This is a genomic window from Cognataquiflexum rubidum, from assembly GCF_022538115.1.
GTDB classification, from domain to species: Bacteria; Bacteroidota; Bacteroidia; order Cytophagales; family Cyclobacteriaceae; genus Cognataquiflexum; species Cognataquiflexum rubidum.
This window is the reverse complement of the sequence record NZ_JAKZAL010000013.1, coordinates 1-14,146: the sequence shown is the minus strand read 5'-3', so window position 1 is coordinate 14,146 and position 14,146 is coordinate 1. Positions and strand designations below refer to the sequence as shown.

Below are 14,146 nucleotides of genomic sequence, written 5' to 3'. Positions count from 1 at the left end.
AAATTTAAAGGGATTTTGATCAGCCTTCCAACCACCGATGGATAAAAAACCATTTATAGAGAATGATTATCTCCTTCAAAAATTTGAAGGCAAAGGTGGATGGACTTATGCCTTGATACCGGAAGTCTCCAAAGAAAAACGGTTTCCCTTTGGTCTAAAGAAAGTCAGCGGCAGCATAGATAATTTCCATCTTGAGAATTGCACGCTTATGCCCTTTGGCAATGGGCAGTTGTTTTTGCCTGTCAAAGCTGAAATTCGAAAATCCATCAAAAAGGAAGCAGGAGATTGGGTGAGGATTACACTTTTTGGGGAAGAAAGTCCGGAGGTGATTCCCGGCGATATCCTGGAATGTCTCAAAGAAGCCCCAAATGCCTACAAAAGATTCAAGGAACTTCCGGATTTGGAACAAAAAGAGGAGATAAATGCTATCTTGGAAGCAAAGAGGCAGGACAACAAAGTCGAAAAAATCGTCCGGTTGATAGACAAGCTCAACTATTGAAACCATGCAAAAGAATTTCATAGCCTTTTTCCTTTTCCTTGTATTATTTGGTGCCATACCCGTTTCCTGTGATATAATTTGTCTTGATACCTGTGGTTGTGGCGACAATCCTCCGCCCCGAGACTTTTCCATAAAGGATTTTAAGGCGAACAATTTTTTGGTTGGACAAACTTTCAATCCTGATTTTTATTATCCAAAGGAAGATTTATACAAATTGATTGAAGTGTCTGATTATGAATTTCTTTCACAAGCAGAGAATCCCATTAGGGGAACCGGATTTGTCCAAGTAACCAATGCCTGCAGTCCAGCCCCAAACAAATCCTCCGAAAGCATTACAGATATAAAAATCACTGCCAAAAAACAATTTGGAATTTCCTCCGAGAAAACCGTAGAAATCGGATCCGATATTTCATCCTATTTTTTGGTGACTGAATATCCCTCCATTTCAGGAAAATCAATTTCAGAGTATTTGAAAGAGAAGCCTCTCATTTATCTTGAAGAAGGGCTTTTTCTCCAATGGAATTCTCCTTTGGTCGAAAATCAGGAATTGGTTTTTGATATTAAAATCAAACTGAGTAACGGGAAAGTTTTCGTTTTTGAGGATGAAAAAATGAAGCTTTTGAAGTGATGATCTGAAAATTGTCTAATCATAACATCCAATACGTGTTCAAATCTGAAAGGTGAAATTCCCATTTTTTCATAAAGGCTTTTTCCAAAATCACCGTCCCCCATAATTATTGGTCTGCTTAGAAGGATTATCTGTGATTTCATCAATTTAAACCAAATGAAACAATACAAAATAATTAACTTTCAGATCAAACCTACTTTAACCATAACCCATGAAAATCTACAAAACCGCCCAAGGCATCGTCATTGAATCAGAATCAGGATTTTTTAGATCCAAAGAAAATAACTGGAACACTTTGGTGAACAGTGAAAACCTTTTTCAAAAACTTCAGGAAGAAGTTTCTAACTCCGAAAAAATCGATTGGTCTCCGAAGGAAATTGCTGCACCGATCGGAACACAGGAAATCTGGGCTGCGGGCGTCACATACTTCCGAAGCAGAGAGGCAAGAATGGAAGAATCCAAGGAAAGCGGCGCTGCGGTGTTCTACTCCAAAGTCTATGAAGCCGAAAGACCCGAACTGTTTTTCAAATCCACTTACTACCGGGTCGCCCAACCCAATGGCAAAGTCCACATCCGCAAAGATTCCAAATGGAATGTTCCCGAGCCCGAATTGACGCTTTTTATCAATTCCACAGGTCATATCGCAGGCTATACGATCGGTAACGATATGAGTTCACGCGATATCGAAGGAGAAAATCCTCTCTACCTTCCTCAGGCAAAAAGCTACGATTATGCAGCCGCTATCGGTCCATGCCTCTTTGTTCCGGAGAAGCCCATCCATCCCGACACCAAAATTCACATGAAAATCGAGCGGTATGGGAAAACCGTGTTCGAAGGGGAAATCTCCATCAACCAGATGAAAAGAAGTCATACCGAGTTGGCCGGATATCTATTTAGAGAAATGGCATTTCCGGATGGAGTCTATCTGATGACAGGAACTTGCCTTGTCCCTGATGACTCATTTACCTTACATGACGGAGACAAAATCAGCATCGAAATCGATGAAATCGGAACTTTGGTCAATATCGTAGGCAGGTAGGCATTCATCCATTGAATCCTGCAATCCTGTATTGTGAGAATTCTTTTCTTGAGGTTTTTCCTGTTATTTGTATTATCGATCAAAGAACAATCGTCGGTAAATCGGTTTCATGAAAAAAATCAGACTGAACAAAAAACAACAATATTGGCTGCTGCAGATAGTCGGGTGGCTTTCGATTGTTTTTGTAGAAACCATCAATTACACTTTCTTCATAGTCCGGCAGTTTGTATGGGAATATGTTTTCCAGTTTTGTCTCTTGGCAGTTTCGGGATTGGTCGCTTCTCATTTGTACAAAACTTTATTTATCAAACCAACCACTTTTGAAAAAAGCCTTTCCAAAATCTGGGGAAAGGCTCTTTTGGATACTTTTTTCATCACCTTGATAATGGTGTGTACATTTTTCATTCCCTACATCTTTTATAGTCCGGAATTTTTCTCGACTACAGATTTTCTAATTCAGTTTTTTGGTCAGATGATGAATATTGCACGGTATGTGGTGGTATGGATCATTATTTATTACCTGTACCATATTCTGGACAGGAACAGGATTATCTCCCAACAGAAACTGATCGTAGAAAACCTGGCAAAAACCTCTGAACTGGAACTTCTCAAATCCCAACTCAATCCTCATTTTCTGTTCAATGCGCTCAACAGCATCAAGGCGCTTGTACTCATAGATGCCGAAAAAGCCAGGGAAGCCATCATCAAACTGAGCGAACTGCTACGCTTTACACTCAACTATGAAAAGACTCCTTTGATCAGGTTATCGGATGAAATCGATGAAGTCGTCAAGTATTTGGAACTTGAAAAAATAAGGTTTGGGGACCGATTGGATGTACATATTGACCTGCAGGAAGAAACCTTGGATGCCAAAGTCCCACCAGCGATGATCCTCACTTTTGCTGAAAACGCCATCAAACACGGAATCACCCAGCTTCCGGATGGAGGAATCATCGAAATCAAATCCACTGCCAATTCCCATTCCCTGAAAGTAGAAGTTTGCAATACAGGAGAATTGAATGAAAATGAAACCAAGGGAATCGGCCTTAAAAATTCAAGCAGGAGGCTACAAACCCTTTTTGGTGAAAAAGCCGAGCTGCTACTCAAAGCCAAATCACCCAACAAAGTATCTGTTTCTATTATCTACCCTTTGAAATACAGCAACCATGAATAAGAAATGTTTTTTGGTCGATGATGAAATCCTTGCCATCAGGGAACTGGAAACCATGTTAAAAGCTTTTCCCGAATTGGAAATCATCGGCAGCAGTGACCGCGCCACCAAGGCCGTAGAGCAGATCAATTCCCTTAAACCGGATTTGATTTTCCTGGATATTAACATGCCGGGAATGAATGGTTTTGAATTGCTTGAAAAACTGGATGAAGCTCCGGATGTGATTTTTGTGACGGCCTATGATGAATATGCCATTCAGGCTTTTGAAGTCAATGCATTGGATTATATCCTAAAACCCGTAAATCCTGAAAGGTTAAAAGACGCCATTAACAAAGTCCAAAAGAAGACAATCAAAGAAAAGTCCTTAGAATCTGAAAAACTTGGCCTGGACAAAAAAATCTTTATCAAGGATGGTGAAAAGTGTTATTTCGTTCCTGTCAAAGACATCTTTTTGATAGAAAGTGAGGGAAACTATGTTCGGGTATTTTTCGACAACAAAAAACCACTGCTGCACAAATCGCTGACTTACATGGAAAGCAGGCTTGCCGAAGAGGTTTTTTTCCGTGCCAACAGGCAATATATCCTCAACCTGAATTTCATCAAAAACATCGAGCCTTATTTCAACAGTACGCTTTTGATCGAAATGCAAAACGGCCAAAAAATAGACCTCAGCCAAAGGCAAAGTGTCAAATTCAGAGAAATAACAGGTGTGTAAATTGGATTTACACACCTGCTGATTTTCCATTAAAGAAAGATCCTGAAATCTTTAATCAGGAATAAATTTTGTCGCTCCATTTACTTTGACAGCACGTAGACATTGGCGTCGATTGGCTGAAAGATTGGGATTGTAGGAAACGTGCACCCACCGATCAAATTCCTGAATCAGCTGATCAAAGACAAGACCGCTGTTTTTGATCCTTTGGTAAAGCTGCTCTGTGGTGAGGTGTCCAACATTAATGTCTGCTGCCATTCCAAAAAGGTGTTGGCTGGTTTTGGCACCTCCAATAGCCTGATTGACTCTCAGACATCTGTAACCGCTGCTTGTAAGAATTGCCCTTTGCAGTCCATCTCTCAAAGGTTGCAGGACGTTTACACACAAAGCCCGTAAATTGTCAATGACGGCCTGGTCAGGTGTAAATTGCTCATCAAAGCCTAGTCTGACCGCAGATTGGCTTGCCAACATTTCATCAAGGTAAAAGTTTTTGGTTAGGTTCATAATGGAATTTGGTTAAACTGGTGAATCATAAAAGTTTATATCATTAACCTAAATATAAAAAATAAAAATTCGGTATGGTGATAAGAATACAAATTTTTTAAAAGTGTGAAAAAGGAAATCAATTACTTTAATTAAAATCACATAAAGCTTTGCTTTTCAGAAAAATAGAAGGATTTATCTTTACTTGGATTGAAAAATATTTGACCTAACAATTTGGACCAAAAAATCTGCTTTTTCATTCTCCAAGGCAGCGTAAATACAAGGATATTTGAGCTCAATTTTACACAAAATACATTTTCTCCAAAAGGTGGAATAAGATTTGGATGAAATTAATTAGGCGTTTTATGGGTTAATCTTTTAGCGCGTTCATTTTTACCTAACCATAACTATTTTATGAAAGCATCTGACCTTTTTGTCAAAGCATTGGAAAATGAGGGAGTTGAATACATTTTTGCGCTTCCTGGTGAGGAGAACCTTGACTTACTTCAATCCCTAAAAAAATCCCCTATTAAATTTATCCTAACAAGGCATGAACAGGGCGCAGGATTCATGGCTGCCACATATGGAAGGTTGACAGGGAAACCTGGGGTTTGCCTGTCGACTTTAGGGCCTGGTGCTACCAACTTAATGACACCTGCTGCCTATGCCCAATTGGGCGGAATGCCAATGCTGATGATCACCGGTCAAAAACCTATCAAAACGAGTAAGCAGGCCCGTTTTCAGATTATTGATGTGGTGGATATGATGCAGTCTGTCACCAAATACACCAAGCAGATCGTCAATTCCAACCACATTGCCTCGAGTGTCAGGGAAGCTTTTAGATTGGCTATCCAAGAAAAACCCGGAGCGGTGCACCTTGAGTTGCCGGAAGACATTGCCCAAGAGGATTGTGATCCAAGGGTATTCGAGGTGGTGGGGCATATCATTCCCAATGCTGATCAAAAAGCCATTGATCTTGCAGTTGAAATGATCCATGATTCCAAAAAACCATTGGTATTGATAGGTGCTGGTGCCAATAGAAAAGTGACCTGTGAGGCGTTGAGGAAATTTGTCGATGACACGGGCATATATTTTTTCACTACCCAAATGGGAAAAGGCGTCATTGACGAGCGGCATCCACAATACTTGGGCACGGCGGCTTTATCGAGCAATGACTTCGTCCACGCAGCTATTGAAGATGCAGATCTCATCATCAATATCGGCCATGATGTGATTGAGAAGCCTCCCTTCTTTATGAAAGCTATCGGCAAAAAGGTCATCCATGTCAACTTCTCCCCTGCTGAAGTGGATCCGGTATATTTTCCCCAGTTAAACGTAGTTGGAGACATATCAGGATCCGTATTCAGACTTGCAGAAAAAATCAGGAAGCAGGAAGATTGGGATTTCAGCTATTTTGCAAAGGTCAAAAAAGAAGTAGACGGACACCTTTCGACCTACTTTCATGATCAGAGGTTTCCCATGCTGCCGCAGAGATTGGTAAATCTCCTCAGGGAAAATCTAAAATCAGAGGATATCGTCACGTTGGATAATGGTATCTACAAAATTTGGTTTGCAAGAAATTACACCTGTCACCAACCCAATACGCTGATTCTGGACAATGCATTGGCCTCTATGGGCGCCGGCCTTCCCTCTGCCATGATGGCCAAAATGCTAAATCCTGGCAAAAATGTCATCGCTGTCTGTGGGGATGGCGGATTTTTGATGAATTCCCAGGAAATCGAAACGGCAGTTCGCCTTGGACTCCACCTTACCGTCATCATCCTTAATGACCAAGGATATGGGATGATCAAATGGAAACAAGAGGATATGGGTTTTGATAATTTTGGCTTGGATTACAAAAATCCCGATTTTGTAAAATATGCAGAAAGCTATGGCGCATCGGGGCATCGCCCGACAACCGACGCTGATTTCCGGCAGATTTTAACCCATAGCCTCGGCACTCCAGCTGTACACATTATTGACTTACCGATAGATTATTCATTGAACCACGCCATCCTAAATGTGATGTTAAAAGAAAAGACAGATAAACTATGAGCCATAAAACCTTAAAAGTATATTCTCCATTCGACCAAAGTCTCCTTGAAGAAATCAAAATGGATGGTAAAAAAGAAGTAGAAGACGCACTTGAAAAAGCCTATTCACTTTTTCAGGATAGAAAAAAATGGATTCCTTCCCATCAAAAAACAGCTATCTTAGAAAAGGTCGGAGATTTGATGAAGTCCAAAATAGAGGAATTGACTATTACGGCTACCAAAGAGGGTGGCAAACCTTACCAGGATTCCAAAGTGGAAATCCTCCGCGCCATCAACGGTGTAAAAATAGCGTCCGAAGAAATCGGCAGATTGACCGGACATCAGATCCCGATGGGATTGACCCAAGCCTCTGTCAACAGATTGGCCTTCACCATGCGTGAACCGATCGGGGTGGTAGTTTCCATTTCAGCCTTCAACCATCCTTTAAATCTCATTGTCCATCAGACCGTAACCGCATTTGCGGCAGGCTGTCCGGTTATTATCAAACCTGCTTCCACAACGCCGATGACGTGTTTGGCTTTAGTCAAAATCCTTGAAGAAGCAGGTGTTCCTGAAGGATGGATCCAGCCTTTGATCCTTGATAATGAAAATTCGGAAGCTTTGGTTACAGATTCAAGGGTAAATTATTTGTCATTTATAGGTTCAGCCAAAATCGGTTGGTTCCTGAAGTCAAAACTTTCTCCAGGGACCCGCTGTGCCTTGGAACATGGTGGCGCTGCCCCTGTGATCGTCGAGCCTGATGCTGATTTCATAGAAATGGTACCTGCTTTGGTCAAAGGAGGTTTTTACCATGCCGGACAAGTCTGCGTATCTGTTCAGAGGATTTTTGCCCATGAATCCATCGCCCGAAAGTTGGCGGAGGAAATGGCCAAGTCAGCCTTAAAGTTAATCGTTGGCGATCCTTTGGACCCAAAGACAGAAGTTGGTCCGCTGATTTTGCCTAAAGAAGTGGACAGAATCGAGGAATGGGTTAATGAAGCCATAAAACAAGGTGGCGAAATCCTTTGCGGGGGCAAGAGAATATCGGAAACATGTTTTGAGCCAACGGTCGTTTGGAACCCTTCACAGGAAGCTAAAGTGTCCAAAGAAGAAATATTTGGACCAGTTGTCTGCATATACCCGTATTCGGACAGAGATGAGGCCATAAACCTTGCAAATTCCCTTCCTTATCATTTTCAAGCCGCTGTGTTTACCAAAGACTTGGACATTGCCTTCGATACCGTCCAAAAACTTAATGCCAACGCTGTGATGGTCAATGACCACACGGCATTCAGGGTGGATTGGATGCCATTTGGCGGAAGAGATGCTTCCGGTGAAGGTATGGGAGGTATCCCCTATTCCATGAAAGAAATGACCAGAGAAAAATTGATGGTGGTGAAAAGTAAGTATTTGTAAGACAAAATTTTTGAGTCAATAGGCTCCCTTGCGATTGACGAATCGTGAAAATGAATGCGTTTGCCTTATTGCAAACGCATTTCTATTTCATCCAAGATGTCATAATACTTCTTCAAGATCCTATTCCAGTCTTTGAAATTTGAATCCTCCAGTTTATCAGGTTCACCGTTTCCATATTGAGAAACCATTTTTAAGGAATAATTATTTTCCGAAGTATCTCCATTGTGGGTAATTATCACTCTTGACCTTATGGTGAGAGTCTCATCATTGAAGGTGTCCAGCTTCCAAGCTGTAATTAAATAACCTGCATTAAAATCTACAGTCTCTAAGACATCAAATTCTTTGGTAACAATTGAGATAAGTATTTTCCATGCATCTGCTGAAGATATTGATGCCCTCGTTTCCAAGGGTAACCTTGTGTTGATTTTTTCAGAAAGCACAGATAAGCCGTATGCTTCATCTTCCAAGAGAACAACATCTTCCACCACAGGTAAAGCCTCAGCGTTTGGTTGGTTGCAGTAGTTTTTGGAAAAGGTGATAAAACCATCCTTGGTAATTGTAATCCTCTGACATTTACCCTTGAGGATTAAGATTTCAAGGCTTCCAAAACCTTCCATTTTTCCATTCAAGGCTATGGAAGCATCTTCCGGGCTCGCACTTATCTTGACAACCCGGTCATCCATCACCACTTTTTGGTTGATTGGAGGCGCATTGTCCGCTCCTGCAATGTTGCAGAATTCCTTGGTAATACCTGCAAAACCCTCTTTACTGATATGTACTTCTACGCATTTGCCAAAAGGAACTTCAATTTTTGAAATTTTGGGTAAAGGCTCACCGTCACCTATGGCGACCATTGCCCCTTCGGGCAGGTTTTCAAGATTGACAATCCTGTCTTTCAGGAGCACTGCCTGTTTGATGGGTGGGGATTGGTTATCGGGTTTGTTATGGAATTCAAACTTCTGGGTAACGTATCCGCTCTTATTGACAAAGACAGTGACGGATTCATCTTTAGGGATAATTATTTTTGCTGTTTTGGTGCCGACATGCGCATCGCCACTGAATATCATGGCGTCCTCATGGTCAGATTCGATCATGACCTCTCTATTTTCCAGGAGTACAAGATGCTCCTTTTCATATTTGTCAGTTTTAGGAAACTCCACATAAACCGGTTCATACCCGTCTTTGGTCACCAAAAGCTTATTTTTGGAATCCTTTTCAAGTTTGAAATCCACTGAACCGATTCCCAAACGGGTGAATACAGCATCTGATGCATCGTCAACTTTTGATATAATGGCGTCGTCGTAGTTGCAGACTATTTTGATTTTATTCTGAGCATGCAAATGGATTGGCAGTGAAAGAATAAAAAGACTGCTTAAAAAAAATCGATTTATAGTAGTTAAGTAAGTTCTCATATCAAGTTAGAATTTAAAATATACACCTAGGATCAATTGCTGAAAGTTAAACTCTCCGGCTCCGGTTACGACCTGGTTAAAGTCGAATTCCTTGCCCACCAATTCCCTTTCGTATCGCAGGTCCATTCCCACTTTTCCAATATTCACCGCGAATCCCATTTGGTAACCCACATTGAAATTATTGGTAACATCTGAAATCGAAATATTATTGAGGTCATCATCAAGCCTATAATGAAAGGAAGGTCCCGCAAAGACACTGACGAATTGCCTGAATATCCCAAAACCCAATAACACAGGAACATCTATCCTTCGGGTTACAAAAACTTCATTGTCCAGCTCTGTTTTCAGTTGGCTGTACACCAACTCCGGTCGCAGGTAAAACGGTCCAAACTTTATCTTCCCAAAAAAGCCGGCATGGAATCCCAGGTTTTTCATAGGATCTCCGAAAACGACCTGGGCATCATTAAAGTAGTCTCCATTGGAATTATAATTCAATCCACCTTTGACACCAAAACCACCACCCGATGCCCTTCTTTTCTCCTTGGCTTTGTCTGGTTCCTCCTCTGAATCTTCTATACTTTTGTCAACAGGAATCGGATCCACCACTAATTTTTGGGCTAAAATCGCGGCTGTATCCACAGCCACTGGAATTGGTTTTGTGGCAGATTCGAAATACATAACGGATCCGTTTTCAAACATAACCTTTGCCACTTCGGCTTTTTTGATGGTAAAGACCGGACTTTCAGCAAAATCATAGATTTTATATTTCAATATCAGGGAATCAATTTCCACGATTGAAACTTTGATTTCTTCCAGATTCCTTTTGTAGATGATGTCTTGAGAATTGGCCGTCACAGAAGCGAAAAACATGACCAAAACTATGCAAAGAGAGGTTTTCATAAGTTTTTAGGGTTGAATATGTGTCCATGTTGCGGTATTCCCGGATCCGAGAACACCCTTTTTAGTATCGATTATCTTATTGTTTTTTACGACATGCAATGTGTATTCTGCAGGCTCATTGTTTCCGTTACAACTTTGGAAGTAATTGACCCAAAAAGTGTATGTTCCACTTGGTGCTGAACCGTCTTCCCAAAAAATGTTCTCATTGGGTCCGTTTTCACAATCCCCACAAAAACAGTCTATATCCAATATCCCATTGTCAGCAGAGGGGTTCTCCCAATAAATCAAACTCCCGCCCGGAGTCTTGACTATCAGGTCAAGGTCCACATTTTCATGGTTGGTAAACTGAAGGTTGAAGCGTGGATTGCCGGGACTACCCTCAAGGTCTAAGATACTTGGCTCTTCCGGAGGAACGCCACAGGCAAAAACGACTGCGAGTAACAAGAAATAGCATTTTTTAAGAATGAATTTCATAGGGAAGAATAGCTTTAAAGTTGATTGAATAGACGAGTCCATAATGTTTTGAAATCCATAAGAATCAAAATTTGTAGAAGAAAGCTACTATGGAAAAAGCATGAAAGCGACCCAAACTTAGTTATCGGCTATGGACAGCTAGAAAGTGGAGGTAAAAAAAGGGAATTCGGTTATTCTAGTGGAATGATTTAATAAAAGTGATTTGGATTTCCTCCCTTCGAAACGGAAGACTGAAGTCGGAAAACCGTTGTACGTGCTTTTAAGTACTCAGAGAAGAATTAGAAACTACAAAAACAAAAATAGCACTAAGTCGAAACCCGATGCTATCTAAGTTAATCCTTAAAACCTGTAACATCCATTCAGGACTAGCCCACTTCAAAAAATTGAATTAATTAAAAACTATGGATGCTTTTCTTTCTAACACTTTCCCAAGTATATCAGAGACTTCAAGTGTGATAACGTCTTGAACTCCTGTGTCTGCTCCAGGCACCTGAAGTTTAAATTCGCCTCCAGACTGACTGGTCGAAATATTGAAAGAAATGGAATCCTCATACCCGTCTGATCCTAAAACACTCATTTTAACTAATGATCCGACTTCTAAACATTTAAATGAACTGATTGCAAAATAATCTTCACCGGCTTTGGGATATATTGGATTAATTGTCAGGCTCTTTAAGTCAACCTTTGAGCCTAGATCTACATACAAATCCGGAAATGGAGGGAAAGAGGTTACGGTAATCCTTTGACTTTCTTTATATGGAATTGCTGAAAATACTTTGGCATAAATCACAATATCCTCCTGAATTTTCCTGTTCAAAAACTCCGAGTTGGCAAGATTGGATAACTTTATAGCATCATTTATTGTACAGATAGCCTTATAAGTCAAGGCTAACCCGGCACAGGCAGTAAGAGCTTGAAGCGCGAATGGGGTACCTATTCCAGAAGCAACGAATGCCATACTCAACTGTGCACAAATAACTTCGGCAGCAGCAAATTCAGCATAGTCAGGGATTTGTTGATCAACAATACATAACTTATCAATTAATTCAGTGGCAGAATTAAAATATTCCGAAGGCTTGTAAGCACCTACACCTAAAGGAATATTAGTAACATAATGGCCGTTTCCGATTTGCTTTGTCGGGAATCTGTCTATTATTTCTCCGCTTTTATTCCTGACAATTACCAGCATATTGTCAAGGTTTGAAGGAGCATTGCACGAATTAACATAAACGTTTAAATTACCTAAACTATTTTCACTTATCACCCTGTCTTTTGAGGAGTTTTCTCCCTTTAATTCAAGTTTAATTGGTTTCCCTTTTCTGATAGATCCAACTGTTTTCCTCAAATTATTTTCATTCCCTGAATTTCCCTCAGTATGATTTCCCAGGTTTATTTGGGTATTAATTTGTTCCAATCCGTCACTGGATAAAACACTGAGAGACCCTTCTACCTCAGAAATCCAGTCAAAACTAAAAACCACTCCTTCTTGAGTGAATATTTGAACAGGATTACCAGCTTCATTAATCAGTAATTGAGTGGTATCTCCTTTGGATTTTATAGTGATTTGATCTATAGAAACGGGCTTACCTTGGGAATCTTTGTCCCCCCATACATCAAATATGTTGCCTTCGGGATCAATGTAAGATAAAATCATCCGGTCATCTGGACTTGTCATAAATGTAAACCCGGATTCAGCCTCCTGTTTGTCATTTGCATCTTCTTGGGGATAACATCCATTTACCAAAACAATAAGAAGAAAAAGAAAAGTGGTTTTTAGTGATTTCATATCTTTTTTATTTTTTCGGGTTTACCGGTTATTAAAATCTTTCATCAGATAAACCTGTATAATTCCCCTAATCAAAATCCTTTCATTCTAAGGAATTGATGGTTATCATTTTATCCTTTGAAAATGTAGGATAAAAATCAAAAGGTCTTGACTCCTAACCAATCAACAAATTGTTTTCGGATGGCTTTTGGGCGTAATTGGTTATTATTGCTTAGAATTCGGTGAAATCAAAAAACACTTTTTCACTTTTTAACATAGAAGACATTCCGAGCAAAACAGCATATTCAGCAGAAGAAATACAGGACAATGATCTCAGCTCCTACTTCTCAATCCAGAGAACCTAAATGAAAAATAAAACCCGAAAAAATAAATCAGGTTGGTCGTCACATTGACAATATTGTGTAAATACCAAAGGTCTAATCCCAAGGCTGTGTTCACAAAACTCATAAAAAAGAAGGTGCAGAAATTGTAAAAAAATATCCCAAACAAAACCCAAAATCCAAGGCTATTCATAATCTTGGAACCTTTTTCTACAACTTCCAAAATGCAGTAACAAGAAGTAAAAGCCAAGAAGATCTGTGTTGAGGTTTTATAAATTGGGAAGAAGTCGTTATTGAACACAGATATGAGCCATAAAGGAAGTACAATAATCCAGGCATTTTTGAGAAGGAACTTCAATTTGGTATTTGAACTGAATTGTCCTAAAAACCATATCAAGAATAATGGTTCAAAAAGGTTGTAAGCATATCTTACCACATGGTTTGCTTCCCCGCTGGCGGTCAAGTAAAAAATCCAGCCCGCGAAGTCTACCAAAAATCCTACAATCAAAAAGCCGATAAAGTACCTAAAAATGGAGTCGATCTCCTGAAAATAAATCCCTCCAATACCTATCGGAATTAAAACCGAGAAGGTGGATACTAACTGTAAATAAAAAAACCAGTCATAATCCATTTTGCTTGAATTCAGATTCCCTTTTCTATTGGATTTAGCTTTTGTAATTTATAATATTTCCACAGCCCCACTGTATAAAAACCATAGGTGGTGATGTTGAAAATGTTATGTAGGAACCAAAGTTTTTCAGAAAGGTCAGTATTAAGGAAAGTCGCAATAAAGAAGGTGCTAAAACAATAAAAAAAGATGCCGAGAAAGATCCAAAACATGGGTTTATCAGAGACAGAATCTTCTTTCTCCACCATTTGAAGTAGTACAAATCCGGCCATAAAGGCAATTGAAATCTCATAAAAAGGGTCAAATAACTGACCTACAGACATATTGACTGGTTCAAAATTGAACCTTACAAAAGTCAATATCACCCAAAGCAAAATTGTCAGGATATAAAAAATTTTCACAAAAGATCTAAATTTTGCATCCAAGTATATTCCTATTAACCAATAAAAAAAAGAAGCTTCTACCAAAGAATATAAACTGTAAATGAATTCCAGGTTGGAATACTTTTTTGATATTAATAAATTAAACATCAAAAAATCTGTTAAAAAGCCAATAACTAAAAACAAAATATGTATATCCGCAATGATACCAGTGGCCAAATAAATATAAAGTGACAGCTAGTGACAATCGTTATTTGTTAAAGAT

At 39.7% G+C, this 14,146-nt stretch carries 13 protein-coding genes; 7 read left to right on the top strand and 6 right to left on the bottom strand.

The window, feature by feature from the left end; genetic code table 11:
- Window positions 1–37: 37 nt before the first annotated feature.
- The 5 genes from MMU05_RS14285 to MMU05_RS14265 all read left to right on the top strand — a co-directional run bounded on the left by MMU05_RS14285 (window position 38) and on the right by MMU05_RS14265 (window position 4,052).
- A complete protein-coding gene (locus MMU05_RS14285; RefSeq protein ID WP_241142359.1) occupies window positions 38–499 on the top strand; it encodes a YdeI/OmpD-associated family protein in 462 nt (153 codons plus the stop codon).
- A 4-nt stretch (window positions 500–503) separates the two neighbouring features.
- The gene (locus MMU05_RS14280) at window positions 504–1,127 is read left to right on the top strand and encodes a hypothetical protein (RefSeq protein ID WP_241142358.1); all 624 of its coding nucleotides are present in this window, start codon (window positions 504–506) and stop codon (window positions 1,125–1,127) included.
- Window positions 1,128–1,338: 211 nt separating this feature from the next.
- Window positions 1,339–2,166 (top strand): fumarylacetoacetate hydrolase family protein, encoded by an 828-nt coding sequence (locus MMU05_RS14275; RefSeq protein WP_241142357.1) that lies wholly within the window; start codon window positions 1,339–1,341, stop codon window positions 2,164–2,166.
- 109 nt (window positions 2,167–2,275) lie between these two features.
- Window positions 2,276–3,340, top strand: coding sequence for a sensor histidine kinase (locus MMU05_RS14270; RefSeq protein ID WP_241142356.1), 1,065 nt, complete (start codon window positions 2,276–2,278; stop codon window positions 3,338–3,340).
- On the top strand, window positions 3,333–4,052 hold the full coding sequence (locus tag MMU05_RS14265; protein WP_241142355.1) for a LytR/AlgR family response regulator transcription factor: 720 nt from the start codon (window positions 3,333–3,335) through the stop codon (window positions 4,050–4,052). Before MMU05_RS14270 ends, MMU05_RS14265 begins: the two co-directional genes overlap by 8 nt.
- A 51-nt stretch (window positions 4,053–4,103) precedes the next feature.
- Here the strand turns inward: MMU05_RS14265 and MMU05_RS14260 are convergent, their stop codons facing one another.
- Entirely contained in the window at window positions 4,104–4,553 is a 450-nt protein-coding gene (locus MMU05_RS14260) for a D-Ala-D-Ala carboxypeptidase family metallohydrolase (protein WP_241142354.1), read from the bottom strand.
- Window positions 4,554–4,946: 393 nt separating this feature from the next.
- Here MMU05_RS14260 and MMU05_RS14255 point away from each other — a divergent pair, with 393 nt between their 5' ends.
- The gene (locus tag MMU05_RS14255; RefSeq protein WP_241142353.1) at window positions 4,947–6,587 is read left to right on the top strand and encodes an acetolactate synthase large subunit; all 1,641 of its coding nucleotides are present in this window, start codon (window positions 4,947–4,949) and stop codon (window positions 6,585–6,587) included.
- Window positions 6,584–7,981 carry an aldehyde dehydrogenase family protein gene (locus MMU05_RS14250; protein WP_241142352.1) on the top strand — a complete coding sequence of 466 codons (1,398 nt, stop codon included), beginning with the start codon at window positions 6,584–6,586 and terminating at the stop codon, window positions 7,979–7,981. Before MMU05_RS14255 ends, MMU05_RS14250 begins: the two co-directional genes overlap by 4 nt.
- A 65-nt stretch (window positions 7,982–8,046) precedes the next feature.
- On the opposite strand, the gene MMU05_RS14245 is transcribed toward MMU05_RS14250, so the two are convergent.
- The 5 genes from MMU05_RS14245 to MMU05_RS14225 form a co-directional block, all read right to left on the bottom strand.
- Complete coding sequence (locus MMU05_RS14245) at window positions 8,047–9,393, bottom strand: hypothetical protein (protein ID WP_241142351.1); 1,347 nt, start codon at window positions 9,391–9,393, stop codon at window positions 8,047–8,049.
- A gap of 6 nt (window positions 9,394–9,399) precedes the next feature.
- Window positions 9,400–10,293 carry a PorT family protein gene (locus MMU05_RS14240; protein ID WP_241142350.1) on the bottom strand — a complete coding sequence of 298 codons (894 nt, stop codon included), beginning with the start codon at window positions 10,291–10,293 and terminating at the stop codon, window positions 9,400–9,402.
- A 6-nt stretch (window positions 10,294–10,299) separates the two neighbouring features.
- Window positions 10,300–10,767, bottom strand: coding sequence for a hypothetical protein (locus MMU05_RS14235; protein ID WP_241142349.1), 468 nt, complete (start codon window positions 10,765–10,767; stop codon window positions 10,300–10,302).
- Between the two features lie 388 nt (window positions 10,768–11,155).
- Window positions 11,156–12,553 (bottom strand): hypothetical protein, encoded by a 1,398-nt coding sequence (locus MMU05_RS23230; protein ID WP_241142348.1) that lies wholly within the window; start codon window positions 12,551–12,553, stop codon window positions 11,156–11,158.
- Between the two features lie 962 nt (window positions 12,554–13,515).
- The gene (locus MMU05_RS14225) at window positions 13,516–13,902 is read right to left on the bottom strand and encodes a hypothetical protein (protein ID WP_241142347.1); all 387 of its coding nucleotides are present in this window, start codon (window positions 13,900–13,902) and stop codon (window positions 13,516–13,518) included.
- Window positions 13,903–14,146 lie beyond the last annotated feature (244 nt).

What these genes read in the sequence shown, in the direction of transcription:
- MMU05_RS14285 (WP_241142359.1), top strand. Translation starts at nt 38, where the DNA reads ATGGATAAAAAACCATTTATAGAGAATGATTATCTCCTTCAAAAATTT.
- MMU05_RS14280 (WP_241142358.1), top strand. Translation starts at nt 504, where the DNA reads ATGCAAAAGAATTTCATAGCCTTTTTCCTTTTCCTTGTATTATTTGGT.
- MMU05_RS14275 (WP_241142357.1), top strand. Translation starts at nt 1,339, where the DNA reads ATGAAAATCTACAAAACCGCCCAAGGCATCGTCATTGAATCAGAATCA.
- MMU05_RS14270 (WP_241142356.1), top strand. Translation starts at nt 2,276, where the DNA reads ATGAAAAAAATCAGACTGAACAAAAAACAACAATATTGGCTGCTGCAG.
- MMU05_RS14265 (WP_241142355.1), top strand. Translation starts at nt 3,333, where the DNA reads ATGAATAAGAAATGTTTTTTGGTCGATGATGAAATCCTTGCCATCAGG.
- MMU05_RS14260 (WP_241142354.1), bottom strand. Translation starts at nt 4,553, where the DNA reads ATGAACCTAACCAAAAACTTTTACCTTGATGAAATGTTGGCAAGCCAA.
- MMU05_RS14255 (WP_241142353.1), top strand. Translation starts at nt 4,947, where the DNA reads ATGAAAGCATCTGACCTTTTTGTCAAAGCATTGGAAAATGAGGGAGTT.
- MMU05_RS14250 (WP_241142352.1), top strand. Translation starts at nt 6,584, where the DNA reads ATGAGCCATAAAACCTTAAAAGTATATTCTCCATTCGACCAAAGTCTC.
- MMU05_RS14245 (WP_241142351.1), bottom strand. Translation starts at nt 9,393, where the DNA reads ATGAGAACTTACTTAACTACTATAAATCGATTTTTTTTAAGCAGTCTT.
- MMU05_RS14240 (WP_241142350.1), bottom strand. Translation starts at nt 10,293, where the DNA reads ATGAAAACCTCTCTTTGCATAGTTTTGGTCATGTTTTTCGCTTCTGTG.
- MMU05_RS14235 (WP_241142349.1), bottom strand. Translation starts at nt 10,767, where the DNA reads ATGAAATTCATTCTTAAAAAATGCTATTTCTTGTTACTCGCAGTCGTT.
- MMU05_RS23230 (WP_241142348.1), bottom strand. Translation starts at nt 12,553, where the DNA reads ATGAAATCACTAAAAACCACTTTTCTTTTTCTTCTTATTGTTTTGGTA.